This window comes from Comamonas terrigena NBRC 13299, from assembly GCF_006740045.1.
GTDB lineage: Bacteria > Pseudomonadota > Gammaproteobacteria > Burkholderiales > Burkholderiaceae_C > Comamonas > Comamonas terrigena.
In genome coordinates this window covers 613,170-639,602 of the sequence record NZ_AP019749.1, presented here as the reverse complement: position 1 = coordinate 639,602, position 26,433 = coordinate 613,170, and the positions used below count along the sequence as shown (strand labels likewise).

Genomic DNA, 26,433 nt, shown 5'->3' with positions numbered 1-26,433 from the left:
CCACTCATGCCACGAACGAGGCGATCTGCACGCCTTCTGCTTCAAAGCGCTGGCGCAGCGCACGGGCAATGGACACCGCCCCGGGGCTGTCGCCATGCACGCAAATCGAATCGGCCTCCACGCGCACCATGGAGCCATCCACGGCCTCGATCACGCCTTCGCGCACCAGGGTCAGCATGCGCTGGGCGATCAGGGTTTCATCGTGCAGCACGGCACCGGCTTCGCGGCGCGAAACCAGGGCCCCCTGGGGGGTGTAGGCACGGTCGGCAAAGGCTTCGGCCACCACGGTCAGGCCGGCGTCGCGCGCCCAGCCGATCAGCGGTGCTCCCGCCAGCGCCATCAGCACCAGCGAGGGATCGATCGCCTTGATGGCGTTGATCACGTCGGTGGCCTGGCGCCGGTCCTGGGCAATGGTGTTGTAGAGCGCGCCATGCGGCTTCACATACCGCACTGTGGTGCCCGCCGCCTGGGCCAGGCCCTGCAGCGCGCCGATCTGGTAGATCACGTCGGCCACCAGATCGCTGCTGGCCACATCCATGTTGCGGCGGCCGAAACCGGCCAGATCGCGGTAGGCCACATGGGCGCCCACGACCACATTGCGCGCCTTGGCCGCCTTCAGGGTGGCGAGAATGCCCGCGGCATCACCGGCATGGAAGCCGCATGCCACATTAGCGCTGCTGACGATATCGAGCATGGCGGTATCGTCGCCCATGCTCCAGGCACCAAAGCTTTCGCCCAGATCGCTGTTCAAATCCATCTTGTATGCTCCTTGCGCCACATGCCAGCGCTTTGTTCAACAATATCTAGCAAATTCCTTACCAATCTGCCATGCCAAGCCCACGCGACCCTTCCAGCAACGAATCCACGAGCCTGAGCGATGCCGTGGCCGAGCGCATCCGCCAACAGCTGATCCACGGCGAGTTGCGCGCCGGGCAGCGCCTGTCGGAAGCCGCGCTGAGCCAGCAACTGGACATCTCGCGCAACACCTTGCGGGAGGTCTTCCGCACGCTGATCAAGGAAGGCCTGCTGCGGCATGAACCCAACCGCGGGGTCTCCGTGGCCACCCCCTCCATTGCCGACATCATTGACATCTACCGGGTGCGCCGGCTGATCGAATGCCAGTCGCTGGAGAAGGCATGGCCGCTGCACCCTGCGCACAAACGCATGCGCCAGGCCGTGGACGACGCCCTGGCCGCCCGCCAGGTGAAGGACTGGCGCACCGTGGGCTCGGCCAATATGGCTTTCCATGCGGGCATCGTGGCGCTCAGCGACAGTGCACGCCTGTCCTCCATGTTTGCCCACCTGGCCGCCGAACTGCGGCTGGCCTTCGGCATGCTGGACGATCCCGAATACCTTCATGCCCCCTATGTCGACCATAACGCGCGCCTGCTGCAGATGTTGATGGATGGGCAGACCAAGGAGGCTGCCCAGGAATTGGAGACCTATCTGGTGCAATCCGAACGCATGGTGCTGGCCGTCTATGCCCGCCAGCTGCCGTGATTCCGATCCCCAGGAAGGTGCACCGCCACAGGGGTATGCACCAATTTAGTTGAACAATCTGAATTCAGACTCTCAACAATAAGAAGCTACAACACCTACGCAACTGCATCATCGTTGAAATCCCTTATGGATGATTGTTGAAACCAATGCTACTTTTGGCACGTAACTTGCCTTACGTGACCACCTGCATCTTTCAGCCCTTCCTCAAGGAGTCAACATGAAGCGTCGCATCTTTTGCGCTACCGCCACCTTGGTCGCCAGCATCGGTTTTGCCGGTGCGGCCGCTGCCCAAACCAAGTGGGATTTCGCCACCGCTTACGGCCCCGGCAACTTCCACTCCAAGAACAACGAGCTGTTTGTGAAAGAGGTGGACGCTGCCACCGGCGGCAAGCTCAAGATCACGCCGCACTTCGGCGCATCGCTGTTCAAGATGCCCGAGATCAAGCGCGCCGTGCAAACCGGCAATGCGCAGATGGGCGAGTTCTTTCTGGTGAGCTTCCAGAACGAATCGCAGATCTTCGGCGCAGACGGCCTGCCCTTCCTGGTGAGCAGCTACGACGAAGCCTTCAAGCTCTACCAGGCGCAAAAGCCTGCGCTGCAAAAGCTGCTGGACAAGCAAGGCCAGGTGCTGCTGTATTCGGTGGCCTGGCCGCCCCAGGGCATCTACACCAAGAAGCCCGTCAACTCGGTGGCAGACCTCAAGGGCATGAAGTGGCGCGTGTACTCGCCCACCACCGCCCGCATCGGCGAGCTGATCGGCGCACAGCCTGTGACCGTGCAGGAAGCCGAGCTGTCGCAAGCCCTGGCCACTGGTGTGGTGGACGGCCTGATCACCTCCAGCGCCACCGGTGCCGACAACAAGCTGTTTGAAAACCTGAAGTACTACTACAACGTGCAGGCCTGGATCCCCAAGAATGCCGTGACCGTGAGCAAGAAGGCTTTTGCCGCGCTGGACAAAGCCACGCAGGACGCCGTGCTGAAGGCCGCAGCCGACGCGGAAGCCCGCGGCTGGAAGGAATCCAAGGAAGTGGATGCCAAGTCCATCGCCGCGCTCAAGGCCGGTGGCATGAGCATCGAAACCGGCTCCGCCCAGCTGAAGGCCGATCTGGCCAAGGTCGGCGAGACCGTGGTCAAGGAGTGGACCGAAAAGGCCGGTGCGGACGGGCAGGCCATTCTGGACGCCTACAAGAAGGCCAAGTAATCGGTTGCAGCCCTGAAACAAGGCCCTTGCATTGCACCAGGCAGCGCAAGGGCCTTGTCCGATGGGACCGGTTCAACCCCTGCTGCGGAACACAAGCATGCGCAAATTTTTAGATGGTCTGTACGGATCTACGGCCTGGCTGGCGGGCCTGGGAATGATCGGAATTCTGGTGATGGTGCTGCTCACGGTGTTGAGCCGCGTCATCGGCTTCAACGCCCCGGGCACCGATGCCTATGCGGGCTATGCCATGGCCGGCTGCGGCTTCATGGCCCTGGCCAGCACGCTCAAGAAGGGCGAGCACATCCGCGTCACCCTGCTGCTGGGCGCCCTCAAAGGCAAGGCGCTCAAGACCATGGAAGTGACTGCCCTGGTGATCGCCACCACGCTGGCCGGCTTTCTGGCGTTCTATTCCACACGCCTGGTGTTCCAGTCGTGGGAGATTGACGATATCTCGGTGGGCATCGATGCCACGCCGATGTGGATTCCCCAGATCTTCATGGCCCTGGGCACCATTGTTTTCTTTATCGCTTTTTGCGACGAACTGGTGCTGGAGCTGATGGGCAAGCGCAAGGCCGTTGCGAACGAGGACGCGCACCATGAATGAAATTACCGCAAGCATTGCACTGATCGTGGTGCTGCTGGCCCTGCTCACGGGCGGCGTCTGGGTCGGCCTGACCCTGGCCGGCGTGGCCTGGTTCGGCATGGAGTTTTTCACCGCGCGCGCCGCCGGTGATGCCATGGCCATGACCATCTGGGGATCGGCCAGCAGCTGGACACTGACCGCGCTGCCGCTGTTTGTGTGGATGGGCGAAATCCTCTACCGCACCAATCTGTCGGAGAGCATGTTCCGCGGCCTGGCCCCCTGGGTCAACGCCCTGCCCGGCCGCCTGCTGCACACCAATGTGATCGGCTGCACCATCTTTGCCGCCGTGTCGGGTTCCTCCGCCGCGACCTGCGCCACCGTGGGCAAGATGAATGTGCCCGAGCTGCTCAAGCGCGGCTACCCGCAGGACCAGGTAATTGGCTCGCTGGGCGGCCCGGCCACCCTGGGCCTGCTGATTCCGCCATCGATCATCCTGATCGTCTACGGCGTGTCGGCCGAGATGTCGATCTCCAAGCTGTTCATGGCCGGCGTACTGCCGGGCATCATGCTGGCGGTCATGTTCAGCGGCTGGATCATGATCTGGGCGCTGCTCAACCCCGAGAAGGTGCCCAAGGCCGACGGGACCATGAGTTTCAAGGAGAAGATCTACGAATCGCGCCACCTGATTCCGGTCGTGCTGCTGATTGCGGCGGTGATCGCCAGCATCTATTCGGGCATTGCCACGGCAACCGAGGCGGCCGCCATTGGCGTGGTCGGCTCGCTGGTGCTGTCGGCCGTGCAAGGCGCGCTGACCTGGAAGAACTTCAAGGACGCCCTGTTTGGCGCTACGCGCCTGTACTGCATGATCGCGCTGATCCTGGCCGGGGCTGCCTTCATGACCTTGTCCATGGGCTACATCGGCCTGCCGCGCCAGCTGGCGGAATTCGTGGGCAGCCTCCACCTGTCGCCCGCCATGCTGATCATCGTGCTGGGCATCTTCTACATCGTGATCGCCTGCTTCCTGGACGGCATCTCCACCATCGTGCTGACCATGAGCGTGGTGCTGCCCATCATCCAGGCCGCTGGCATCGACCCCCTGTGGTTCGGCATCTTCCTGGTGATCACCGTGGAGACCGCGCAGATCACGCCGCCGGTGGGCTTCAACCTGTTTGTGCTGCAAGGCATGACGGGCAAGCAGATCACCTATATCGCCCGCGTCTGCGCACCCTACTTCTTCCTGATGGTGCTGGCCCTGGTGATCCTGTGGTTCTTCCCGCAGATCGTGACTGCACTGCCCAACAACATGTAGACCCCGTCTACGCCCCGCACCCAGAGCGCTTCCTGTGAAGCGCTCTTTTTTTTCTTGGCCGTGCAACGGTGCGGTGCCGGCTCCAGCCTCCACAGCGGCTTTCCCCATGCCGCTTCTGCAGCATGCCGCGCCACCACTGTGCCCTGCACTCCCAGCAGGAATGCACCGGCAAAGCACGCCGCAATCTGCGGTGAAGCACTGCGGCCTGCCCCGCTGGCCCCTTCCACCGGACCTTTCCGAAAGCAGCGTGGAGATACGCAAGGATGGTTCGCGTTCCGCGACAGCAGATTTTTTTCTGGCTCGCATTTTCCAGCAGCCACTTCCAAATAGGTGGAAATACCATGGACCATGTGATTGACCTGAACGGATTCTGAATATTTATCTGGTTGGTAAAAACCAAATATCACCTGAACTAATTGTGAATATCTATTTTTTCAGTTACACAAGAAACTACTATTCACATCTCAAAAAATTCTCAGTTCTGCCTATAGATTGCCACTTATATTTATCTTTTTAAATAATAAATACCCATTAAATCCCTAGATGATCGGCCGCCGGCACACTGGATTTGCTTGCAAAAGTGGAGCGCCAAAGCGCACATGAATTTGCCCTGCACGGCGCGCAAACCCTGGGCATCCGGCGCAAACCAGGTAGGGCCAGGTAGCCCCCCCCCTCCGACCCGCCTGGCGACCAGCGCAGGCACACCCGGACATACAAGGTCTTTTCCACTTTATTGAATCGGCCAACCGTAAACAAAATACAAATACGTCGCAATTACATATGGGGTCAGATGCGATTTAGCCTACAGCGACGGTTATGTAACCGCGTCGATGGGTATCGGAGATTTCTTACGCACTATTCGATTGTGAAAAATATCCACCAGGCCTAATATTTCTCAAAACAAGATAAATATTCCGATAGAGATTATCTATCTTGCAATGTCACTTTTGGATCGCATCCGATCAACACCGGCCACGGTGACGGACACGGTTCAGCAAGCACAGAGAGTGGAGGCTGGTCATGGACTTTTCAGAACTTCGCGCCGGAGCCGAGCTGGTGGGCGCACTGCTCACCGAGCCACGCTCGCTGCTGCTGCTGCTGCTTTTGCTGGCCGCCGCCATCTGCGATCTGCGCAGCCGCCGCATCCCCAATGCCCTGACCTTCGGTGGTGCGGCCATCGCCCTGCTGTACAGCCTGACCTCCTCCTCCCACCACGGCGGCGGATTCTTCTGGGCGTTGGGCGGCATGTGCCTGGGTCTGGTGCTCATGCTGCCGCTGTACCTGCTGCGCGCCATGGGTGCAGGGGACGTCAAGCTCATGGCCATGGCGGGCGCATTCCTGGGTCCCGACGGCGCCTGGCATGCCGTGGTCTTCGTCTTCATCGCTGGCGGCATCGCTGCCCTGGTCTACGCGCTGTGGCACAGGGCCGCCAGGAAGCTGCTGCACAACACACGGCAGACCACACAGCTGCTGTTCATCTCCGTCGCCGCGGGGATCCGTCCCGATGCACGCACCAGTTCAGCGCCATCCGTGGGCACGCTGCCCTACGGGGTCAGCATCGCGCTGGGCACGGCATCGTTTCTCGTCGCCCGGCAATTCACCTGGGTTTAACCATCACTACGGTATAGCGGGAGGTCCCCATGAAAAACCTCAAGGCCCTGGGTCTGTTCGTCCTCGCTGCACTTGCCAGCCTGGCCGCTGCGGTCTACGCCGCCAACTGGGTTGCCCAGCGCGGCAGCATCGATGCCGACAAGGTGATCGTCGCCGCCAGCGACATCCCTCTGGGCAGCAAGATTCTTCCCACCATGCTCAGCACGGTGGATTGGCCCCGGGGATCCATCCCGAACGGCGCCTTCCATGACATCCAGCAGTTGCAGGACCGCGTCGTCAAGGTGGGCGTGCTGCGCGGGGAGGCCGTACTGGAAGGCAAGCTGGCCCCCGTGGGAACCCGGGGCGGCCTGGCCGCCGTCATCGCCCCGGGCAAGCGGGCCATGACCGTGCGGGTGAACGATGTGGTGGGCGTGGCGGGCTTTGCCCTGCCAGGCAACCACGTGGACGTGGTGGTCAACGCCCAAACAGAGCAAGGTGGCAAATCGGACGATGCGCGCCAGATCAGCAAGACCGTGCTGGAGAACGTGCTGGTCCTGGCCGTGGCGCAGGAAGCCGATCGCGACGAAACCAAGCCCAAGGTGGTCAGCGCCGTCACGCTCGAACTCAGCCCGGAAGAGGCCGAGAAACTGGATCTGGCACGCAGCGTAGGCAATCTGTCCCTGGTGCTGCGCAACCAGATTGACAAGGATCCCGTCAGCACCACGGGCATCACCAAGCACCAGCTGTTCGGCACGGCCGAACCCACACCGCCCAGCGCCCCCGTCAAGGTGGCTGTGGCCAAGCCCGCCGCGCCCCGCGCCCGGCCCGCACCACTGCCATCGGCAGCCACCTGTGTCGAAGTCATCCAGGGCGGCACCAGCACCCTCAACTGCTTCTGACATCCACGCTACCCACATATCCAAGAGAGAGAGGCCGGCCGTGAAATACCACCATCTCTGTGCAGCAGTGAACCTGCTGCTGGTCAGCGCATCATCCGCGCTGGCCGCCGATGCCCAGCCCGCTGGCGCATCCCCTGCCATGGCCATGGCGGCACCCGCCGCAGCGTCTGCGGCACCACGTGCCGCCTCGCCCACCCGGCAATGCACCGCCATCCGCATGGAGGAACCCGCCACCGTCACGCTGGGCAAATCCGTCGTCATTCCCCTGAGCTCACCGATGGCGCGCATCCTGGTGAGCGGCCAGACACCCGCAGCCGGCCAGGCAGCCCCCGCCACTGCCATGGGCGGCCAGGCACAGGCACAGAACGGCATTGCCGACATCGAAGTGCAGCTGCTCAGCCCACGCGACCTGTTCTTCCGCGGCCGCAAGTCGGGTGCCATGAACGTCATCCTGCAGAACGCCCAGGGCACCTGCTTCATCAAGGATGTGGTGGTTACCATCGACCCGGGACCGCTGCAAGCCAAGCTCGCTGAACTGATGCCTGAAGAACGCGGCATCCGCATCCAGGGCGCCGACAACGCCCTGGTGCTCAGCGGCGAGATCAGCAATCCGCTGCGCCTGGACGACATCGTCACCCTGGCAGGGGCCTACAGCGACAGCAAGAAGATCGTCAACCTGCTGCGCACCACCTCGCCCCACCAGGTGATGCTGGAAGTCAAGATCGCCGAAGTCAGCAAGACCCTGCTCGACAAGCTGGGCTCCAGCTTCAGCGGCCAGCGCATCACCAGCGGTGGCATGAACTCCTACTCCGTCGTGTCGAACTTCCTGAGCGGCGGCGGCGGCCTGCTGAGCGCCCTGCGCGTCGGCAAAGGCGCGCTGAACATCGATGGACAGAAGGACGATGGCCTGGTGCGCATCCTGGCCGAGCCCAACATCATGGCCATCAGCGGCCAGCAGGCCAGCTTCCTGTCCGGCGGGAAGATCTTCATCCCGGTGGCGCAGACCAATACCAACGGTGTGCCGGTGATGACGCTGGAGGAAAAAGAGTTCGGCATCGGCGTCAAGTTCACCCCCACGGTGCTGGGCAATGCACGCGTCAACCTGAAGCTGGTGTCCGAAGTGTCCGACCTGTCCCAGACCGGGTCCCCCTTCACCGCCATCAATGGAGTCACCTCCATCATCCCCTCGCTGTCGGTGCGCCGGGCCGATACCACGGTGCAGCTCAACGACGGTCAGAGCCTGGTCATTGCAGGGCTGATCAAGAACAACATCACCGAAGCCATCAAGCGCTTTCCGGGACTGGGCGAGATTCCCGTGCTGGGGGCACTGGCCCGCAGCACCGAGTTCCAGACGGACCAGACCGAGCTGATGTTCATCATCACCCCGCGCCTGGTACAGGCACTGGCCCAAGCGCCCTCTGTCCCCACCGACAACCATGTGCCGCCTTCACGTGCCGAGGTGTACCTGAACGGTGCGCTGGAAAGCTCCACACCGCCGCCCTCGCCCACGCCAGCCCCGGCGCCTGCACCGGCCTCGATGGCGACACCGGTTCCGGCGGCCGCCACACCGGACATGCAGACGCTGCCCTCGGCTGAGCCCCCAGCCAGCCGTCCGGCCCCCCAAAACCCGCCCACCTGAACCGGAGGCCGCCATGTCCATTCGCACCACCTTGCTTCCACTGGCCACCGCCGCGCTGCTGGCGGGCTGCGGCAGCACCACCCCCCACTACGACGCCCGCTTCGGAGACGCCGTCCGGTCTGCCCGCATGCAGATGACCATCAACCCCGATGCGGGCAAGACGCCGGGCACCGGCGCCGACGCCGCCAGCGGCATGGATGGCCGGGCCACCCGGCACACCCTGGAGCGCTACCAGCAAAGCTACAAGAGCCCGCCCCAGGCCGTCAACGTCATCAATATCGGCGGCTCCCTGAGCGGCGCGGGTGGCGGTGGTGGCGGCGGCGGTGGCAGTGGCGGCACGCCGTGACGCCTCAGCCTCCTACACCCGCTGTATCCATCACCACACGCCACAAAAACCTGAGTTCGAAAGGAGTCCAGACCGCACACCGGCCTTGCACGCCAGCTAACGGCCTAGAGCCAATGTTTCACACGTGTCTCCAACCCTTCAACACACTGAGGTTCACCATGTCCCATATCGCTCATCAATTTGGCAATTCCCTGCTGTCCTTTGTCCGCGACGAAGAAGGCGCACAGGTCGTCGAGTACGCACTGATCATCGCCGTGGTCTCCATTGCGCTGGTGATTGCACTCAAGGCACTCACTGAAGACGGTGGCGGCTTCAGCGATTTCATTGACCGGGTCTCCGCCTGCCTGACCACGTCGACCTGCGAATGATTTGACGCAGCAAGCGTTCGCCCTGACACCCCTCACAGGAGGAAACCATGTACTTATCACCTCAATGGCGCGGCGCTGTGCACCACTTCCTCAAGGATGAGGAAGGCGCACAGGTCGTGGAATACGCGCTGATCATTGCAGTGGTTTCCATTGCACTGGTGCTGGCACTGCAGGGCCTGGCCGGCGGCCAGTTCGCGGACTTCATCACCCGAGTCTCGGACTGCCTGACGGGCACATGCACCTAGAGGCCATGTCGACGGGGTCGGCACGGCAGCCTGCTGCCGTGCCGACGCCCCCGGCGTCCACACACACCACCCTTTCTCCACCCGATGAGGTTCCATCATGAGCACCCGCACACTAGCCCCCAGATTGGCGCGGCCTGCCGGACTCACTGGCTGCCGCGGACACCGGCGCCAGCGGGGAGCCATCATCATCACCGCCGCACTGGCCCTGCTGCTGCTGCTGGGCTTCATGGGCATCGCACTGGATTTCGGCCGCCTGTTCATCGTCAAGACCGAACTGCAGACCGCCCTGGACAGCTGCGCACTGGCGGCCGCACGTGAACTCAATGGCAAGTCCGATGCCATCACCCGCGCCGTGAGCGCCGGCAGCACCGCCGCCAACGTAAACGGCGTGAACCTGCAGTCCGCCACCTGGAACGGCCAAGGCAAGGTGACCGCGGCCGACATCACCTTCCGCAACAGCAGCTACATCGACACCACCGCCCCGACTGCGGCGGTCTATGCCCAGTGCACCCACACCCAGCCCAACATCCGCCTGTGGCTGCTGCAGGCCATGGGCGCCTTCTCCGGCAACACCGCCGACTTTCCATCCACCCGCAGCGTGCGCACCACGGCCGTGGCCACCCGCGCCAGCGCACAGAGCGCCTGCCCCATTCCCGTCGCACTGCAGCCGAAAACGCCCGGCGCCACCAGCCCGAACTATGGCTACACCGTGGGCGACTGGCTGACCCTGCTGTCCAAGTCCAATGGCGGCAGCACCTTCGGCTGGGCCAATCTGGATGGCTCCAACAGTGCGTCGGAGACGGCGAATGAGCTCAACGGCCACTGCGGCAGCAAGATTGGCGACACCCTGGGTACGCCCGGCGTGCAGGCCTCCGTGGTGGAAATCTGGAACTACCGCTTCGGCATCTACAAGAACAACAGCGACCCCGCCGTCAACCGGCCCGACTACACCGGCTTCATCTACACCTCGGCCAGCTGGTCGGCAGGGCGCAACGCCTACAGCGGCACCTCCGGCAGCACGCCCAACTTTCTTGCCCAGCGCCTGGCTTTCACGCGCTGCGGCAACAACGCTTCGCAGTGCGGCATGCAGGGCGGTGGCTTCTCCAAAATTGCCACCTCCGCCGAGCACCAGGCCTACGGGGCAGACCGCCGCATCGTGACCGTGCCCATCGTCAACTCCAGCCGCAGGTTGATCGACTTTGCCTGCATGCTGATGCTCCAGCCCATGACCATCCCCGTCAATGACGTGCAGCTGGAATTCCTGGGCAATGCGGGGGCGGTCGGCAGTCCCTGCACCACCAGCGGACTCGCTGGCGGATCGGCCGGCCCCCTGGTCCCTGTCCTCGTGAGGTGATGTCATGCGCGCCCACCACCGTCAACAAGGCGTGGAGCTGGTAGAGCTCGCGCTGATCCTGCCCTTCCTGATTCTGTTGAGCATGCTGGTTGTGGAGTTCGGCCGCGCGCTCTACGAATACAACACCGTCGCCAAGTCTGTCCGTGACGCGGTGCGCTACCTGTCGGTCCAGTTGCCCAACACCAACTGCGCCCAGGCCCAGAACCTGGTGGTGTATGGCAAGACCACCGCCGGCACCACGCCGCTGGCACGCGGCCTGACCACCGGTTCAGTGACCTGCTCCTGGCAGACCGCAGGGACCTATCCGCTGATCAATACCGTCACTGTCACCGTCAACAGCTACCGCTTCCAGTTCATGACGGCCAGTGTCTTCGGCCTGAAGCTCGGCGATGCCAACGACGGACTGACCCTCAGCAACATCGCCGCCACCATGAGGACCCAGACATGAGAGCCTCACACCACCGCCGTACAGAGCGCGGCGCCACCATCATCGAATTCGCCCTGGCTCTGCTGGTCTTCCTGATGTTCCTGCTGGGCATCCTGGACTTCAGCCGCATGCTCTTCACCTGGGTGGCCGCCAACGAGACGGCGCGTGCCGGTGCACGCTATGCCGCGGTCTGCGACGACACCACCAAACAGGCCCAGGTGCTGGCCCGCATGCAGGCGCTGCTGCCCCAGATCCAGAGCATCAGCACCAGCTGGACTCCGACCGGCTGCACGGCAGCCACCTGCCAGAGCGTCACCGTGGCGGTCACCGGCCTGCAGTTTCAGTGGATTTCGCCCATCGTGGGCTCCGGCATGCAGGCTGCGATTCCGACCCCCAGCTTTGCCACTGCGCTCCCACGGGAAATCATGCGGCAGGACCCCAACAGCAACACCGCTTGCACCAACTAAACCGCGAGTCCCCACACCATGAAGATCGTCATCATCTCCCCCCGCCCTGCCCATCTGCAAGAGATGGTGCAGGTGCTGCAGACCCACTCTCACCAGGTGCATGTCTTCGAGGGCGGCAAGACCCGCATGCCGGCGATTGCCGAACACGAGCGCCCCGACCTGATGATGGTGGACGGCATGTGCTGCGACCCAGCCGACCTGGCGCCGGTGGAGCAGGTGACCACGCGCTACCCACGCACTGCCGTGCTGCTGCTGTGCGCCCAGCAGTCGCCCGAGTTCCTGCTGCAATCCATGCGTGCCGGGGTGCGCGAAGTCCTGCCCTCCACCGCGGCGCCCCAGACCTTGTTGGATGCCGTGCAACGCATTGCAGCCAAGCTGCAGGATGCCACGCCCCACGTGGCCCAGGGCCGGACCGTGGCGCTCCTGCCTTGCAAGGGCGGTGCCGGAGCCACTTTTCTGGCCACCAACCTGGGGTGGGCGCTGGCACGCAGGCATTCCGTGCTGCTGATCGACCTGAATCTGCAATACGGCGATGCGCTGTCCTATCTGCACGAAGGCAGGCCCAGCCTGACATTGGGCGACATCGCGACCGACATCCACCGTCTCGATGCCTCGTTCCTCACCGCCTGCGCCGTCAAGGTGAACCCCAACCTGCATGTGCTGGCGGCACCGGACAACGCCATCCAGGCCATGGGCGTCACGCCCGAACATGTGGACGCCATCGTGGCGCTGGCCACCGCCCACTATGACTTCGTGCTGCTGGACATGGGCCGTGTGCTGGACCCCCTGGCCTTGCGCGTGCTCGACCGGGCGCAGACCATTGCGCCAGTGCTGCTGCCCAATGTGCCTGCGGTACGCAATGCGCAGAAGCTGCTGCACATGCTCCAGGAACTGGGCTATGCAGAAGACCGGCTGCACCCGGTGCTGAACCGGGTGGACAAGCGCAGCGACATCGGCCTGAACGAAGTCCGGCGAACCCTGGGCCAGACGCTGCAGTGGCAGACCATCTCCGATGCCCCCCAGGAAGTCCAGGCCGCCATCAACGCCGGTGTCGCACTGGCCGATTCCAGCCGCAACTGCGCGGTGGTGCGGGAGCTGGGGGCTTGGGCAGAGACGCTGTCACCCACGCTGCATGAAGGCCACAGCGGCCTGCTCAACCGCCTCTTCCGCCGTGCATGAACACCCCACCGCCTACCAGGAGACCGCCATGTCGCTACGAGACTTTCTTGCCACCTCCGCCGCCCGGAACCCCAAGCCGTCGCTTCAGCTCGTGGCCGACAATGCGGACACGCCGGATGCACCGGCGGCAGAGGCCGTCCAGCCTCCTGCACCACCGCTCTACGGACAGTCTGCGGCCTACCTGACGCTTCGGGGCCGGATCCACGCCAAGATGGTGGAGCGCTTCGACCTAGCGGCACTGGAAACCCTTCCCAAGCCCACACTGCTCCAGGAAATCGCCGGCATGACCGAGCGGCTGCTGTCAGAAGACTCGGCGGCGGTCAACGATCTGGAACGCAAGCTGCTGATCCGCGACATCCAGCACGAGATGCTGGGCTTTGGCCCCCTGGAGCTGCTGATGGCAGACCCGGCGGTATCGGACATCCTGGTCAACCGGCACGACCAGATCTATGTGGAGCGCCTGGGGCGCCTGGAACTGACGCCGGTGGTCTTCACCGATGAAAAGCACCTGCTGCGCATCATCGACAAGATTGTCTCGCGCATCGGGCGACGCATCGACGAATCCAGCCCCATGGTGGATGCCCGGCTGCCCGATGGTTCGCGTGTGAATGCGGTCATCTCCCCCGTCGCACTGGATGGGCCGATGATGTCCATCCGGCGCTTTGCCCACACCCCGCTGCGCATGGAGAACCTGATCCAGGACCTCAAGAGCCTGACACCAAACATGGCCCTGGTGCTGGAAGCCCTGGCCAAGGCCAAGGTGAACATGATCATCTCGGGCGGCACCGGTGCCGGCAAGACCACCCTGCTCAACATCCTCTCGGGCTACATCCCCGAAGCAGAACGGGTGGTCACCATCGAAGATGCCGCCGAACTGCAACTGCAGCAGCCCCATGTGGTGCGCATGGAAACACGCCCGCCCAACATCGAAGGCCGGGGCGAAATCACGCAGCGCTCCTTGGTGCGCAATGCACTGCGCATGCGGCCGGACCGCATCATCATTGGCGAAGTGCGCGGCGCCGAGGCCGTGGACATGCTCCAGGCCATGAACACGGGCCACGAGGGATCGCTGACAACCATCCACGCCAACACCCCGCGCGACTCGCTGTCCCGGCTGGAGAACATGATCGGCATGGCCGGCCTGAACCTGCCGCACCAGGCGGCCCGCCAGCAGATCGCCTCTGCCATCACCGTGATCGTGCAGGCGCTGCGCCTCACCGACGGCAAGCGCAAGATCACCAGCATCCAGGAGATCACCGGCATGGAAGGCGATGTGGTCACCATGCAGGAAATCTTTGCCTTCACCCAGACCGGCATCGGCTCGGGCGGCGACGTGCAGGGGTACTTCCATGCCACGGGCGTGCGCCCCAAGTTCGCCGAGCGGCTCAAAGGCTTCGGCATCGCGCTGCCGGACACCGTCTTCGACCCGACACGCCACTACCAGTGAACACCCCGAAAAGGAGCCGCCATGTCATCCTTTTTTTCCACCCATTCGGCACTGGTGATCGTCGCCCTGGTGTTTGTGGCCCTGCTGCTGCTGCTGGAAGCCTGCCAGGTGCTGTGGCGACAGTACAAAAGTCCGGAAGCCAAGCAGCTGGAACGCCGTTTGCGCGCCCTCTCGGCAGCCGATGACCGCAGCACCCCGTCCAAGCTGGTCAAGGAAAGGGTGCTCAGCGACATGCCGGGGCTGCAACGCACGCTGCAGCGCATGCCGCATGCACACCAGCTGGACCGGCTGATCGTGCAATCGGGCCTGGAGTGGACGGTGTCGGGGCTGCTGCTCACCAGCGCCGTGCTGTGGGCCGCAGGAGCGCTGACCCTGAGCATGCTCCGCCAGCCCCTGGAACTGGCGGTGGCCGCCGGCGCCGCGCTGGCCGCGCTGCCCTGGCTCTATCTGCAGCGCAAACGGCACCAGCGCCTAGTGCTGATGGAGCGCCAGCTCCCCGAGGCACTGGACCTGATCGGGCGCGCGCTGCGTGCCGGCCATGCCTTCTCGGCAGGCCTGCAGATGGCCGGCGACGAGCTGCCCGACCCCATTGCCGGTGAGTTCCGGCTGGTGCACGACGAGATCAACTACGGCACCTCCTTGCAGCAGGCACTGAACAACCTGGGGGAGCGGGTGCCGATCACGGACCTGCGCTACTTCATTGTGGCGGTGCTGGTCCAGCGCGAATCGGGGGGCAACCTCACCGAGATCCTGTCCAACCTGAGCCACCTGATCCGGGAGCGGCACAAGCTCTACGCCAAGGTGCGGGTGCTCTCCTCCGAAGGCCGGATGTCTGCCTGGATCCTGGGGCTGATGCCGTTTGCCCTGGCTGCCCTGCTCAACCTGATGAATCCGGAATTCATGTCTGCCATGTGGAAGGACCCCATCGGGATCACCATCCTGAAGTGGCTGGCCGTCATGATGGTGATCGGCATGCTGATGCTGCGCCGCATCATCCGTATCCGGGTCTGAGCCTGTCTTGAATGCAAGGAGTCACCATGCTGATCTTCGCCCTGCTCACCTTTGCCGCGGTCATGCTCACTGCGGGGGCTCTGTTTTTCTGGCTCACCCCCACCGCCGCGGCGCAACGCCTGCAAGCACTGGCGCCAACGGCCGGCCATAGCAACTGGACCGAGACGGCCGTCAGGCTGATCGGTCCTTTCGCCCACCTGTCATCGCCGACTGCGGGCATCGATGCCACGCCTTTGCGCCTGCGCTTTCTGAATGCCGGCATCCGCCACCACAGCGCCCCCATGCTGTACTTCGGCATCAAGACGCTGCTGCCCGTGGGCGCCGCCCTGGCCGTCTACTCCTTTATGCTGACCGTCAGCAAGGCCAGCAGCAACGAACGCATGTTCTACCCGCTGGTGGCGGCCCTGGTGGCCTGCTACCTGCCCAACCTGGTCCTGCGCTGGATGGCCTCGCGCCGCAAACGCGAAATCTTCGAAAACTTTCCGGACGCAGCCGATCTGATGCTGGTGTGCGTCGAGGCCGGGCTGGGTCTGGATGCGGCCCTGACCAAGGTGGCAGAGGAAATCCGCCTTCAGAGTGACGCCCTGGCCGAGGAACTGCACTGGACCAACCTGGAGATGCGGGCCGGCAGTGCCCGTGAAAAAGCACTGCGCAACCTGGCCGCACGCACCGGCGTGGACGAGATCCACACCTTTGCCGCCATGCTGACGCAGGCCGACCGGTTTGGCACCAGCATTGGCGAGTCGCTGCGCGTGTTCTCGGAAGACCTGCGCCACAAACGCCAGATGCGCGCCGAAGAACTGGCCTCCAAGATCCCCACCAAGATGCTGCTGCCCCTGGTGACCTGCATCTTCCCGGCGATTGTGATGGTCGTCCTGGGGCCTGCAGTGATCCGCATCATCCGCATGGCCCTGCCCATGGTAGCCGGTACGGCGTGATACCGGCGGCCTGCGCCACGGCCCGCGTTCCCCGCGGCTCGTGACGCGCCTGCCGAGGGCGCCGCTCTGGTTCTGCGGCCCGGGTCACGCATCCCTTGCAGGGCCCGCCGCAGTGCTGGGAACGGGCAGTCCTGCCCGGCCTGGTGCGCACCTGCCCAATACCGCCGGGCCACCCCCAGGACCTTCGCAGTTCCTCCCCCCTGGAACTGCCCAGCGCGGCCTCCTGCGCCGCAAACACCCTTTCAGCCTCCGGGACATGCCGCCCACACAGCGGGCGGAAGCGCCGGATGGGTCCAGCCCCTCACCCGCCATGGACCTGCCATCCGCACGCCGGAGCAAGGCCCGACACCGCGCCACCCAGTGGCTTTCTGCCCTCTGGGCAGGCTGCCATCCGCACCGAAATCCCAGGCAACCCTACACATTGCTTACAAACCGCACCCCGGCATGTCAATGAACGGTTCCGCATATCGATACGCACAAGCATTCTTTTCCGAAATGCCCACCCGGTGGGAACCTCGCTGCCTTAGCTGCCAAGCGAGGAAAACATATGTCTTTGCCATCGGTCACAGGGTTGGACCACTACATCATCCGGGTCAACGACCTGAACGCTGCCACTGTGCAGTACCGCAAGCTGGGATTCGCGCTGGCACCACAGGGCGTGCACCACCAGGGCACCCGTAACCAGACGCTGATTCTGGATGCCAACTACCTGGAACTGCTGTACTTCCCCCCTGCGCTGCAATCCACCTCCCGCTTCGCGCATTACCCTGAGTCGTATCAAGGGCCGGTGGCAGTCGCACTGCAGACCACCGACAGTGCAGCCGTGCACCGTGAACTGGCACAGGTCGGCATCCACGCCGAAGCGCCCGAAGGCGGCGGCCGCCCGGTGCATCTGCAGGATGGCTCCGAGGATGCGGCCTGGCTGAACACGCGCTTTCCCACCGGTACCTTGGGCGCGCCGGATTTCTTCACCTGCGGGCATCTGACACGCCACCTGGTCTATCGCCCGGAATGGCAGGACCATCCCAACACGGCGCGCCGCATTGAAGCACTCGTCGTGGTCCACCCCGATCCGCTGAGTCTGCGCAGCGCCTACGAACAGGCCTTCGGCCGCATTTCCATCGGCAACACCGGCCCGGATGGCTGGACGCTGCGCCGTGGCTCGCTGCGGCTGCTGTTTCTCACACCCCAGGCCTTCCAGGCCCGGTTCCCGGGCATCCCGCAACCGGCTACTGCAGATGGGACCTGGTTCGCCGGTTCCATCATCGGTGTGCGCGATCTGGTGCAGACCCGCCACGTCCTTGCCACCAACGGCGTACAGGCCCAGGACAACGCCTACGGCGAGCTGGTGGTGAACCCCGCCGATGCGGCAGGTGCCTTGCAAGTGTTCGTGCAGGAGTCCCACGCATGAGCACCGTTCTGGAAATCTGGGAAGCCTTTGCGAACGACTACAACGACGGCCGCCAGCGCTTCATTGCCCAGGCCCAGCGCGCCGGTGCAGAGCTCTCGCACTACGCACACCCCACTCTGAGCACGCCGGACGGTCAGCCGCTGACGCTGGACGTGGCCCGCCTGGGCCCGGCGGACGCCACCCGCACGCTGCTGCTCATCAGCGGCACGCATGGCCTGGAAGGCGCCGCCGGCTCTGCCGTACAGAATGCCTGGCTGGCCAGCCAGACCGCGCAGTCCTTGCCGCCCGACACCAATGTGCTGCTGGTGCACGCACTCAATCCCTTCGGCTGGTCGCACGACACCCGCACCAACGAAAGCAATGTCGACCTGAACCGCAACTTCATCGACCACGCCGCCCCCCGGCCCTCCAACACCGCCTACGACGCGCTGCATGAGCAACTGGTGCCGGACAGCTGGACGGCCACCGGCCGCCAAGGTGTGCAGAGCGCCATCCAGGCCTTCCGCGACGCGCATGGGGCCGATGCCACCTTCAATGCCATGGCCAGCGGCCAGTACCGCCACGCCCAGGGCCTGGCCTTTGGCGGCCAGCAGCGCGAATGGTCCAACCTCACGCTGGAGCGCATTCTCGGCGAGCACCTGCCCCACACCGAGCGGGTGGCCCTGATCGATTGGCACACCGGCATCGGGGAGTACGGCGAGCCCTTCTTCCTGTGCTTCAACGCCGACGGCAGCGAAGAACAGCAGCAGGCCGCGCAATGGTGGAGCCATGAGCGCGTGCTGGGCCAGCGCCCACATGGACTGGCACGCCCCGACTACCAGGGGCTGGTGTTCCGGGGTGTCGAGGCCTTTTTGCCGGGCAGGAAGGTCGCCGGTGCCGTGATCGAGTTCGGCACCCGCGGCAGCAACACCAGCGAATCCCTGCGCCTGGACCAGTGGCTGCGCTTTCGCGCGCCGCAGCAGGCCGATGCGGCCCGAGACGCCCAGCTACGGCACGACCTGATCGACACCTTCGTCCCCTATTCCGGCATCTGGCGCCAATCCGTGCTCCGGCACGGCGTGGAAATCACCGACCAGGCCCTGCATGGCCTGGCCCAGTGGAACTGATTGAACCCCAAGCGACATACATCCCCATGAAAGCTCTCGTACTGCGTGAACATGGCGACAACGAAAAGTTGACGCTGGAACCCCAATTCCCCAACCCGACACCGGGCGCCGATGACGTGGTGATCCGCGTCAAGGCCTCATCGCTGAACTACCACGACGTCTTCACCCGCCGCGGCATGCCCGGCATCCGCCTGTCCTTTCCCGTCATCATCGGCCTCGACGTGGCCGGCGAGGTGGAACAGGTGGGTACCAACGTCACCGACTGGAAACCCGGCGACCGGGTGCTGGTGGACCCCATTGACCGTGTCGATGGCGGGCTGGTCGGCGAAACCATCCATGGCGGCCTGGCCGAGCTATGCCGGGTGCCCGCGCACCAGCTCATCCGCTTGCCTGACCAGGTCAGCTTCGGTGAAGCGGCGGCACTCCCGGTGGCCTACGGCACGGCGCTGCGCATGATGAACCGCATCGGCCAGGTCAAGGCCGGCGAAAAGGTGCTGATCCTGGGCGCAAGCGGCGGTGTGGGCGTCTGCGCGGTGCAGCTTGCCAAACTGGCCGGCGCCACGGTGATTGCCTGTGCAGGCACCCCAGAGAAGGCCGAACAGCTGCGCCAGCTGGGCGCCGATGATGTCATCCTCTACACGGAAGAAGACTTCCTCAAGGCGGTGCAGACACGCTATGGCAAGCCTGCGCGCCGGCGCGGCCAGGCCGGCGGTGGCGTGGATGTGGTGGTGAACTTCACCGGTGGCGACACCTGGGTGAAGTCGCTGCGCTGCCTGCGCCTGGGCGGCCGGGCTCTGACCTGCGGGGCCACGGCAGGTTTCGACCCCAAGGAAGATCTGCGCTTCATCTGGACGTTCGAACTGCAAATCCGCGGCTCCAACGGTTGGGAGCGCGAGGACCTGCATGAGCTGCTGGAGCTGGTGCAGTCCAGGCAGCTCAAGGTCCTGATCGACCGCCAGTGGCCGCTGGATGACGGCGCCAAGGCGCTGGCCTCCCTGGAAGACCGCAAGGTCTTCGGCAAGGTGCTGGTGGCCGCATGAGCGAAGCCGCCACCCTGCCTGCGCAGGCGCAGGCTTCTGCCCCCCCGGAATGCCTGGATCTGCAACAGATCCAAGCGCACTTTGACAGCTCCCCCTTCATTGCCTGGCTCCAGCTGCAAGCGCTGGAGGTCGACCACGAAGCGGGTGAGCTGACGGTGCATGCGCCTTTTCAGGATGCACTGGGCCGCAGTGCCAACACCGGCCAATGGCATGGCGGCCCGCTGGCCGCCGTGATCGACACCGTGGGCGATTTCGCCGTCGGCATGCTGGTGGGACGCGGCCTGCCCACCATCAACTTCAGGGTGGACTATCTGCGCCCTGCCATCGACACCAACCTCAAGGCGGTCGCCAAGGCCCGCCGCGTGGGCAAGACGGTGGGCGTGGCCGATGTCGATCTATTCAATGACCAGGGCGTCCTGGTCGCCATCGGCCGCGCCAGCTACGCCACGCTGGGCTGACCACGCAAGCAAGTGAAACCACCATGACCCAACCCACCGCTTTGTCACGCCGTGACGTTCTGATTCGCAGCGCTGCAGGCCTGACCGCCGCTGCCAGCTACAGCTGGGGCCTGCCCGCCCAGGCCCAGGCTACCGCCCCCCGGCGTGGCGGCACGCTGGTCATCTCCTGGGGGGGACTGGAGCCACAGGCGCTCTATGTGCCCGGCGGCGGCGGCTCCGCGCCCTACCAGACGTCCACCAAGATCCTGGAACGCCTGCTGCGCATCGACGACAAGCTGCAGTTCCAGCCCGTGCTGGCCGAGTCGGTGACACCCTCCGCCGATTTCAAGCAGTACACCATCAAGCTGCGCCAGGGCGTGAAATGGCACGACGGCAAGGACTTCACCGCGCAAGATGTGGTCTTCAACGCGCTGCAGCACTGGAAACCCATTTCCGCCGGCATTGCGCTGAAAGCGCTGACGGACGCCAAGGCGGTGGACAGCCACACCGTGCTGCTGACCTTCCAGACCCCGGTGCCGGAGTTCTTCCTGAAGTCCACCCTGGCCGGAGCGTACCAGCTGGTACTGCCGCGCCACCTGTACGAAGGCAAGGACATCATCACCAACCCGGCCAACAACACGCCGGTCGGCACCGGCCCCTGGAAGTACGGGCAATGGGTGCGTGGCAGCCACGTGCAATACCAGCGCAATGAACAGTACTGGCGCCAGGGACAGCCCTATATCGACAAGCTCATCGTGCGCTGGTGGGCGGATGCCGCATCCCGCGGCGCCGCCCTGGAGACCGGCGAGCTGGGGCTGGCTTACTCCAGCCCCGTGCCAGCCCGCGACATCGACCGGCTGGTGAAGACCGGCAAGGTGACCCTGGAGACCCGTGGCTACGAGAACGCAGCCTGGACGGTCACCGCGGAATTCAACCAGCGCCGCGAGCATGTCAAGCGCCGTGAAGTGCGGCAGGCCATCCTGCACGCCATCAACCGCCAGTTCATTGTCGACACCATCTACTACGGCCGCGGCAAGCCTGCCATTTCGCCGATCTTCAGCAGCAACCCCATCTTCTTCACGGACGATGTGCCGCGCTATGCCTTCGACCCCAAGAAGGCCGGCGCACTGCTGGATGCAGCAGGCCTGCCGCTCAAGGACGGCAAGCGCTTCAGCGTGAATCTGCTGGCCGCAGCATGGTTTGAAGAGAACGCCAAGCTGGGGCAGTACCTCAAGCAGGCGCTGGAGGACGTGGGGATTGCGGTGAAGCTGGACTCGGTGGACCGCGCAACCGCATTGAAGCGCATCTACAGCGACTACGACTACGACATCGCCATTTCCAACTTCACGGCGCCGCTGGAACCAGTCCCCACCGTCACGCAGTACTTCACCACCGACGGCATTGTCCGTGGCGGTGCATTCCGCAACGCGACCGGGTTTTCCAGCCCTGAGATGGATGCACTGGTCGGCCGCATCACAGTGGAAACCAAACCCCAGGAACGCAAGAAACTGGTGCATGCCTTTGCAAAGCTGGCGTCCACCGAAGTCCCGCTCGTGCCCCTGGTGGAAATCCAGGCCTTCACGCTGGCCAGCAAGAAGCTGCACAACTTCACCTCCGTGGCCGATGTCCAGGGCGGATCGCTGGACGACGTATGGCTGGGCGCTTGAGGTGAGCACATGCTGGTGAACCTCATCTTGCGGCGGCTGGGACAGGCGGTTCCGCTCCTGCTGGGGGTGGTGGTGCTCAACTTCCTGCTCATCCAGATGGTGCCCGGCACCTTTCTGGATGTCATGACGGCGGAGCGCCAGGTCACAGATCCGGCACTCATCGAGCGCTTGCGCGTGACCTATGGCATGGACCAGCCTGCCAGCGTGCAGCTGCTCAAATACATCGCTTCGGTGGCACAGCTGGACCTGGGCTATTCCTACCGGCACAACACCCAGGTCATCGACGTGATCGGTGCCCACCTGCCGGCCACGCTGGTTCTGATGCTGTCCGCATTGGCGATTGCGGTGCTGGTCGGGGTGGCTGCGGGCATCGTCTCGTCCATCAAGGTCAACACCTGGTGGGATACGGCGGTCTCCCTCTTTGCCACGCTGTGCTTTGCGGCGCCCAGTTTCTGGCTGGGCATCATGCTCATCGTCCTGTTCGCGGTGAAGCTGGGCTGGTTTCCGGTGGGTGGTATGGTCACCATCGGGCTCGATGGCGGACTCTGGCAACAGACCTTGGATGTGCTCCACCACCTGGCACTGCCGGCCATCACCCTGGGGCTGTTCTACAGCGCCAGCTACGCCCGCGTCATGCGTGCCTCCATGCTGGAAGTCAGCCGCATGGACTATGTGCGCACGGCCAAGGCCAAGGGCCTGAAGGACGTGGCCATCGTGCTGCGGCACATGGCCCGCAATGCGGTGCTTCCCATCGTCACGCTGCTGGGGCTGCAGCTGGGTGCCGTGCTGGGCGGCAGCATCGTGGTGGAAGCCGTCTTCAGCTGGCCGGGCATCGGCAGTGTGCTGTTCGACAGCGTGATGAGCCGCAACTACCCGGTCGTGCTGGGCATTCTGGTCCTGAGCTCAGCCGTGGTGATTCTGGCCAATATTGCCGTGGACATTCTGTACGCACGGCTTGACCCGCGCATCAAGGCGCTCTGACATGCGTTCCATCTCTACCCCCATTCCTGCGGGGCCCAGCGCCTCACAAGCAGCCCGCAAGGCTGCGGGCGCCATTGGCCCGTTCCTGCGCCGCTTTGCGCGCAACCGCGGCGCCGTGATCGGCGCGGTGATCCTGTGCACCATCGCGGCCGTGGCCCTGGCGGCGGACCTGCTGTTCCCCACCGATCCCTTGCGCATCGTGGCGACGCCCGAGATCTGGCCTTTCAGCCAGTGGAGCCATCCATTGGGCACCGATTCGCTGGGCCGGGACATTGCGGCCATGATCGCCCACGGTGCGCGTGCCACCCTGCTCATCGGCCTGGTGGCGGCCACCACCGCCACCCTGCTGGGCGTGGGCATTGGCGCGGCATCCGCCTGGGCCGGTGGCTGGGTCGATGAGGTGCTGATGCGGGTGACGGAGCTGTTTCAGATCATCCCGAATGTGGTCTTCGTGCTCACGGTGGTGTCGATTCTCGGCCCCCACATCGAAGCCATCACCCTGGCCATCGGCCTGGTCTCCTGGCCACCGATTGCACGGCTCACACGCGCGGAATTCCTGTCCTTCAAGGAGCGGGAGTTCGTCCAGGCCTGCCGTTCGGTCGGCCTGCATCCGGCACACATCATCTTCAAGGAAATCCTACCCAATGCGCTGCCCCCGGTGATCGTCATGTCGTCGCTGGTGGCGGCGGGCGCCATCCTCTATGAATCCGTGGTGTCGTTTCTCGGCCTCGGCGACCCCAATGTCGCCAGCTGGGGACGGCTGGTGGGCGAAGGGCGCAGCCTGATCCGCACCTCCTGGTACCTGTGCGCCGTACCCGGCGTGGCCATCATGCTGGCGGTTCTCTCTCTGAATCTGGTCGGCGACGGGCTCAACGACGCCCTCAACCCCAAGCTGCGCAAGCGCTGAGGCGCAGCAGCTCCATCCACCCTCGAACCATGACCTCTCACCGCTACAACCTGGGGGATCTCAACGATCCCGCGCTTTCGCTGGAAAGCACCGCCATCATCGACCTGCGCGAACCCGCCCTGCCGCGCCATTACAGCCATGCGGAGGTGCGCGCACTGGCCGGCGGGGTGGCCCGCTGGCTGACGGAACAGGTATTTCCCCCAGGCTCGCGCGTGGCGATCGCCTCGCTGAATCGCGCCGAATACCTCATCACCTATTTCGGCATCATGCGTGCCGGCCATGTGGCCGTGCCCATCAACATCAAGCAGTCGCCGGAGATTCTGGAATATGTGCTGCAGGATGCCGACGTGGTGCTGGCCTTCACCGACGGCGCACGCCGTGCCGCGCTGGCAAGCCATGTGCCGGTGATCGATTTCGATGATGCCGGACCCGATGGGTTTACCGCACGCATGGTGCCTGCCGACTTGGACAGTGTGCGCCCGGCGCACGACGATGTGGCGCAGATGCTCTACACCTCCGGCTCCACCGGCAAGCCCAAGGGGGTTCCGCTCACGCATGCGGGCCAGCTCTGGGCGCTGCAGGCCACCACGGAAGTGCCCGGCCCCGTGCAGGCGCGCTACCTGCTGGCACAACCGCTGTTCCACATGAACGGACTCTTCATGTCCAAGCGCGCATTCGCCGTGCATGGGCTGCTGGTGATCCAGCCCGGGTTCGATGTGGATGCCTACATCGACGCGCTGGAGCGCTACCGCATCACGGTGCTGACGGCAGTGCCGACCATGTTCGCGCGCATCATCAAGGATCCGCTCAAGCTGCAAGGACGGGACTTCTCCGCGCTCAAACGGGTCATGCTGGGCTCGGCCCCCATGACGCTGGACCTGCTCCAGCGCATCCAGCACGCCTTCCCCGACGCCCGCGTGACGCATGGCTATGGCACCACGGAGGCCGGCCCCGCCGTGTTCGGACCGCACCCTGCCGGCATTCCGACGCCCGGACTGGCCTTGGGCCATCCCATCGACCCGGCCCAGGTGCGGCTGGTGGACGGCCCCAGCGACGACGAAGGGGTGCTGCTGATGCGCAATCCGGCCCTGCTGTCCGGCTACCACAACCTCCCGGAGAAAAGCGCCCAGGTGCTGCAGAACGGCTGGTACTACAGCGGTGATGTCATGCGCCGCGATGTCGATGGCTTTTACTACTTCATCGGCCGCGCCGATGACATGTTTGTCTGCGCGGGCGAGAACATCTACCCCGTGGAAGTGGAGAAGCTGCTGGAAAAGCACCCTGACGTGGCCCAGTGCAGCGTGGTGCCGCTGCCCGACGAGGAACGTGCGCAGGTGCCCGTGGCCTTTGTGGTCCGGCGCGAAGGCACTTCGGTGGATGCGGAAACGCTGAAGCAGCATGCACTGGCACACGGCCCGGCCTACCAGCACCCACGCCGCGTCTGCTTTGTACAGGACCTGCCCTGGGCAGGCACCAACAAGGTCGACCGGCATGCCCTGGTGCAGTTGGCCCGCGATCTGGAAAAGCGCCAGGCCTGGCACCAGCACGGCACGGAGGTGCTGGCATGAGCGGCTTTGACCTCAGCGGCAAGACGGCCCTGGTCACCGGCGCAAGCCGCGGCATCGGGCGCAGCATTGCCCTGGCGCTGGCTCAGCAGGGCGCGCAGGTGTTCATCCACTATCACCAGGCGGCCGATGCCGCCCGGTCGCTGGAGGCCGAGATCGCGCAGATCGGTGGCCAGGCATCGGTGCTGGCCGCCGATCTGAGCCTCCCGCAAGGCGCGGACCAGCTCGCCGATGCCCTCACCGGGCAATTGCAGGCCGCTGGCCTTGGCGGTCTGGACATCCTGGTGAACAACGCCGGGGTGGGCCTGAAGGCACGCATTGCCGATGTGCAGCCCGCCGATTTCGACCACGTGCTGCAGGTGAACCTGAAAACACCGTTCTTCCTGATCCAGCGCCTGCTGCCCGTGCTGAGGGACGGGGGGCGCATCATCAACATCTCGTCGATGGGCACGCGTGCCGCGTATCCGGAGATGAGCGTCTACGCCCCCGCCAAGGCCGGGCTGGAAGCACTGACGCTGTTGCTGGCCAGCGAACTGGGCGTGCGAGGCATCACCGTGAATGCGGTGCTGCCCGGTGCGACCGCCACCGACTTGAACACCCGGGCCCGAGACCCCGCGCAGGCGGCCGTCATTGCCCAGAGCGTGGCATTGGGCCGCGTGGGCCAGCCAGACGACATCGCGGGCATTGTGGCTTTCCTTGCCAGCGATGCCGCCCGCTGGGTGACCGCGCAGCGCATCGACGCCAGTGGCGGCCAGCGCATCTGATGCGCCGACCGCATGTGCTGTATTGCATGTTCCGCCGTTTGAATTCCGAAGA

Annotated in this window: 27 protein-coding genes; 26 read left to right on the top strand and 1 reads right to left on the bottom strand. The window is 64.6% G+C overall.

Annotation, left to right across the window (positions count from 1 at the left end; all coding sequences use genetic code 11):
- Nucleotides 1-4: 4 nt before the first annotated feature.
- Nucleotides 5-757, bottom strand: a complete 753-nt coding sequence (locus CT3_RS02920) for a LamB/YcsF family protein (protein WP_066540153.1) — start codon at nt 755-757, stop codon at nt 5-7.
- Between the two features lie 71 nt (nt 758-828).
- On the opposite strand from CT3_RS02920, the gene CT3_RS02915 reads away from it, so the two are divergent.
- The 26 genes from CT3_RS02915 (at nt 829) to CT3_RS02790 (ending at nt 26,381) form a co-directional block, all read left to right on the top strand.
- Complete coding sequence (locus CT3_RS02915; protein WP_066540152.1) at nt 829-1,500, top strand: GntR family transcriptional regulator; 672 nt, start codon at nt 829-831, stop codon at nt 1,498-1,500.
- A gap of 217 nt (nt 1,501-1,717) precedes the next feature.
- Nucleotides 1,718-2,701 (top strand): TRAP transporter substrate-binding protein, encoded by a 984-nt coding sequence (locus CT3_RS02910; protein WP_066540150.1) that lies wholly within the window; start codon nt 1,718-1,720, stop codon nt 2,699-2,701.
- A 97-nt stretch (nt 2,702-2,798) separates the two neighbouring features.
- Nucleotides 2,799-3,305: a TRAP transporter small permease gene (locus CT3_RS02905; protein ID WP_066540148.1), complete on the top strand. Its 507-nt coding sequence runs from the start codon at nt 2,799-2,801 to the stop codon at nt 3,303-3,305.
- Nucleotides 3,298-4,593, top strand: a complete 1,296-nt coding sequence (locus CT3_RS02900) for a TRAP transporter large permease (protein ID WP_066540145.1) — start codon at nt 3,298-3,300, stop codon at nt 4,591-4,593. Before CT3_RS02905 ends, CT3_RS02900 begins: the two co-directional genes overlap by 8 nt.
- A gap of 1,020 nt (nt 4,594-5,613) precedes the next feature.
- Nucleotides 5,614-6,204, top strand: coding sequence for an A24 family peptidase (locus CT3_RS02895; protein ID WP_066540142.1), 591 nt, complete (start codon nt 5,614-5,616; stop codon nt 6,202-6,204).
- Nucleotides 6,205-6,233: 29 nt separating this feature from the next.
- Nucleotides 6,234-7,082 carry a Flp pilus assembly protein CpaB gene (gene cpaB, locus CT3_RS02890; protein ID WP_066540132.1) on the top strand — a complete coding sequence of 283 codons (849 nt, stop codon included), beginning with the start codon at nt 6,234-6,236 and terminating at the stop codon, nt 7,080-7,082.
- 139 nt (nt 7,083-7,221) lie between these two features.
- A complete protein-coding gene (locus CT3_RS02885; RefSeq protein ID WP_370510819.1) occupies nt 7,222-8,721 on the top strand; it encodes a type II and III secretion system protein family protein in 1,500 nt (499 codons plus the stop codon).
- Nucleotides 8,722-8,734: 13 nt separating this feature from the next.
- Nucleotides 8,735-9,067, top strand: coding sequence for a hypothetical protein (locus tag CT3_RS02880; protein ID WP_066540129.1), 333 nt, complete (start codon nt 8,735-8,737; stop codon nt 9,065-9,067).
- 158 nt (nt 9,068-9,225) lie between these two features.
- Nucleotides 9,226-9,435 (top strand): Flp family type IVb pilin, encoded by a 210-nt coding sequence (locus CT3_RS02875; RefSeq protein WP_066540127.1) that lies wholly within the window; start codon nt 9,226-9,228, stop codon nt 9,433-9,435.
- Between the two features lie 47 nt (nt 9,436-9,482).
- Nucleotides 9,483-9,680, top strand: coding sequence for a Flp family type IVb pilin (locus CT3_RS02870; protein ID WP_066540125.1), 198 nt, complete (start codon nt 9,483-9,485; stop codon nt 9,678-9,680).
- Between the two features lie 97 nt (nt 9,681-9,777).
- Nucleotides 9,778-11,034, top strand: coding sequence for a pilus assembly protein TadG-related protein (locus tag CT3_RS02865; RefSeq protein ID WP_066540122.1), 1,257 nt, complete (start codon nt 9,778-9,780; stop codon nt 11,032-11,034).
- Nucleotides 11,035-11,038: 4 nt separating this feature from the next.
- Nucleotides 11,039-11,482, top strand: coding sequence for a TadE/TadG family type IV pilus assembly protein (locus tag CT3_RS02860; protein ID WP_066540121.1), 444 nt, complete (start codon nt 11,039-11,041; stop codon nt 11,480-11,482).
- Entirely contained in the window at nt 11,479-11,928 is a 450-nt protein-coding gene (locus CT3_RS02855) for a TadE/TadG family type IV pilus assembly protein (protein WP_066540119.1), read from the top strand. Before CT3_RS02860 ends, CT3_RS02855 begins: the two co-directional genes overlap by 4 nt.
- Nucleotides 11,929-11,946: 18 nt before the next feature.
- A complete protein-coding gene (locus tag CT3_RS02850) occupies nt 11,947-13,107 on the top strand; it encodes a CpaE/TadZ family protein (protein WP_066540116.1) in 1,161 nt (386 codons plus the stop codon).
- A 28-nt stretch (nt 13,108-13,135) separates the two neighbouring features.
- Complete coding sequence (locus tag CT3_RS02845; RefSeq protein WP_083520593.1) at nt 13,136-14,554, top strand: TadA family conjugal transfer-associated ATPase; 1,419 nt, start codon at nt 13,136-13,138, stop codon at nt 14,552-14,554.
- A 21-nt stretch (nt 14,555-14,575) separates the two neighbouring features.
- Nucleotides 14,576-15,565, top strand: a complete 990-nt coding sequence (locus CT3_RS02840) for a type II secretion system F family protein (RefSeq protein WP_066540113.1) — start codon at nt 14,576-14,578, stop codon at nt 15,563-15,565.
- Nucleotides 15,566-15,591: 26 nt separating this feature from the next.
- Nucleotides 15,592-16,503: a type II secretion system F family protein gene (locus tag CT3_RS02835; RefSeq protein WP_066540110.1), complete on the top strand. Its 912-nt coding sequence runs from the start codon at nt 15,592-15,594 to the stop codon at nt 16,501-16,503.
- A 547-nt stretch (nt 16,504-17,050) separates the two neighbouring features.
- Nucleotides 17,051-17,914, top strand: a complete 864-nt coding sequence (locus CT3_RS02830; RefSeq protein WP_066540108.1) for a VOC family protein — start codon at nt 17,051-17,053, stop codon at nt 17,912-17,914.
- Nucleotides 17,911-19,020, top strand: coding sequence for a M14 family metallopeptidase (locus CT3_RS02825; RefSeq protein WP_066540106.1), 1,110 nt, complete (start codon nt 17,911-17,913; stop codon nt 19,018-19,020). The genes CT3_RS02830 and CT3_RS02825 overlap by 4 nt, the downstream gene beginning before the upstream one ends.
- Before the next feature lie 26 nt (nt 19,021-19,046).
- On the top strand, nt 19,047-20,060 hold the full coding sequence (locus tag CT3_RS02820; RefSeq protein ID WP_066540104.1) for a quinone oxidoreductase family protein: 1,014 nt from the start codon (nt 19,047-19,049) through the stop codon (nt 20,058-20,060).
- Entirely contained in the window at nt 20,057-20,518 is a 462-nt protein-coding gene (locus CT3_RS02815; protein WP_066540102.1) for a PaaI family thioesterase, read from the top strand. Before CT3_RS02820 ends, CT3_RS02815 begins: the two co-directional genes overlap by 4 nt.
- Nucleotides 20,519-20,541: 23 nt before the next feature.
- Entirely contained in the window at nt 20,542-22,164 is a 1,623-nt protein-coding gene (locus tag CT3_RS02810) for an ABC transporter substrate-binding protein (protein ID WP_066540101.1), read from the top strand.
- 9 nt (nt 22,165-22,173) lie between these two features.
- Complete coding sequence (locus CT3_RS02805; RefSeq protein ID WP_066540098.1) at nt 22,174-23,145, top strand: ABC transporter permease; 972 nt, start codon at nt 22,174-22,176, stop codon at nt 23,143-23,145.
- Between the two features lies 1 nt (nt 23,146).
- Nucleotides 23,147-24,052 (top strand): ABC transporter permease, encoded by a 906-nt coding sequence (locus CT3_RS02800; RefSeq protein ID WP_083520570.1) that lies wholly within the window; start codon nt 23,147-23,149, stop codon nt 24,050-24,052.
- Nucleotides 24,053-24,081: 29 nt separating this feature from the next.
- Entirely contained in the window at nt 24,082-25,620 is a 1,539-nt protein-coding gene (locus CT3_RS02795; protein WP_066540095.1) for a class I adenylate-forming enzyme family protein, read from the top strand.
- Complete coding sequence (locus CT3_RS02790; protein WP_066540093.1) at nt 25,617-26,381, top strand: SDR family oxidoreductase; 765 nt, start codon at nt 25,617-25,619, stop codon at nt 26,379-26,381. The genes CT3_RS02795 and CT3_RS02790 overlap by 4 nt, the downstream gene beginning before the upstream one ends.
- The last annotated feature ends 52 nt before the right edge of the window (nt 26,382-26,433 follow it).

Bases quoted from the DNA above. Each gene is read 5' to 3' on its own strand.
- CT3_RS02885 (WP_370510819.1), top strand. From the start codon at position 7,222: ATGGCCATGGCGGCACCCGCCGCAGCGTCTGCGGCACCACGTGCCGCC.
- CT3_RS02895 (WP_066540142.1), top strand. From the start codon at position 5,614: ATGGACTTTTCAGAACTTCGCGCCGGAGCCGAGCTGGTGGGCGCACTG.
- CT3_RS02805 (WP_066540098.1), top strand. From the start codon at position 22,174: ATGCTGGTGAACCTCATCTTGCGGCGGCTGGGACAGGCGGTTCCGCTC.
- CT3_RS02800 (WP_083520570.1), top strand. From the start codon at position 23,147: ATGCGTTCCATCTCTACCCCCATTCCTGCGGGGCCCAGCGCCTCACAA.
- CT3_RS02880 (WP_066540129.1), top strand. From the start codon at position 8,735: ATGTCCATTCGCACCACCTTGCTTCCACTGGCCACCGCCGCGCTGCTG.
- CT3_RS02790 (WP_066540093.1), top strand. From the start codon at position 25,617: ATGAGCGGCTTTGACCTCAGCGGCAAGACGGCCCTGGTCACCGGCGCA.
- CT3_RS02840 (WP_066540113.1), top strand. From the start codon at position 14,576: ATGTCATCCTTTTTTTCCACCCATTCGGCACTGGTGATCGTCGCCCTG.
- CT3_RS02815 (WP_066540102.1), top strand. From the start codon at position 20,057: ATGAGCGAAGCCGCCACCCTGCCTGCGCAGGCGCAGGCTTCTGCCCCC.
- CT3_RS02860 (WP_066540121.1), top strand. From the start codon at position 11,039: ATGCGCGCCCACCACCGTCAACAAGGCGTGGAGCTGGTAGAGCTCGCG.
- CT3_RS02905 (WP_066540148.1), top strand. From the start codon at position 2,799: ATGCGCAAATTTTTAGATGGTCTGTACGGATCTACGGCCTGGCTGGCG.
- CT3_RS02865 (WP_066540122.1), top strand. From the start codon at position 9,778: ATGAGCACCCGCACACTAGCCCCCAGATTGGCGCGGCCTGCCGGACTC.
- CT3_RS02855 (WP_066540119.1), top strand. From the start codon at position 11,479: ATGAGAGCCTCACACCACCGCCGTACAGAGCGCGGCGCCACCATCATC.
- CT3_RS02835 (WP_066540110.1), top strand. From the start codon at position 15,592: ATGCTGATCTTCGCCCTGCTCACCTTTGCCGCGGTCATGCTCACTGCG.
- CT3_RS02915 (WP_066540152.1), top strand. From the start codon at position 829: ATGCCAAGCCCACGCGACCCTTCCAGCAACGAATCCACGAGCCTGAGC.
- cpaB (WP_066540132.1), top strand. From the start codon at position 6,234: ATGAAAAACCTCAAGGCCCTGGGTCTGTTCGTCCTCGCTGCACTTGCC.
- CT3_RS02825 (WP_066540106.1), top strand. From the start codon at position 17,911: ATGAGCACCGTTCTGGAAATCTGGGAAGCCTTTGCGAACGACTACAAC.
- CT3_RS02920 (WP_066540153.1), bottom strand. From the start codon at position 757: ATGGATTTGAACAGCGATCTGGGCGAAAGCTTTGGTGCCTGGAGCATG.
- CT3_RS02875 (WP_066540127.1), top strand. From the start codon at position 9,226: ATGTCCCATATCGCTCATCAATTTGGCAATTCCCTGCTGTCCTTTGTC.
- CT3_RS02845 (WP_083520593.1), top strand. From the start codon at position 13,136: ATGTCGCTACGAGACTTTCTTGCCACCTCCGCCGCCCGGAACCCCAAG.
- CT3_RS02820 (WP_066540104.1), top strand. From the start codon at position 19,047: ATGAAAGCTCTCGTACTGCGTGAACATGGCGACAACGAAAAGTTGACG.
- CT3_RS02830 (WP_066540108.1), top strand. From the start codon at position 17,051: ATGTCTTTGCCATCGGTCACAGGGTTGGACCACTACATCATCCGGGTC.
- CT3_RS02850 (WP_066540116.1), top strand. From the start codon at position 11,947: ATGAAGATCGTCATCATCTCCCCCCGCCCTGCCCATCTGCAAGAGATG.
- CT3_RS02910 (WP_066540150.1), top strand. From the start codon at position 1,718: ATGAAGCGTCGCATCTTTTGCGCTACCGCCACCTTGGTCGCCAGCATC.
- CT3_RS02870 (WP_066540125.1), top strand. From the start codon at position 9,483: ATGTACTTATCACCTCAATGGCGCGGCGCTGTGCACCACTTCCTCAAG.
- CT3_RS02795 (WP_066540095.1), top strand. From the start codon at position 24,082: ATGACCTCTCACCGCTACAACCTGGGGGATCTCAACGATCCCGCGCTT.
- CT3_RS02900 (WP_066540145.1), top strand. From the start codon at position 3,298: ATGAATGAAATTACCGCAAGCATTGCACTGATCGTGGTGCTGCTGGCC.
- CT3_RS02810 (WP_066540101.1), top strand. From the start codon at position 20,542: ATGACCCAACCCACCGCTTTGTCACGCCGTGACGTTCTGATTCGCAGC.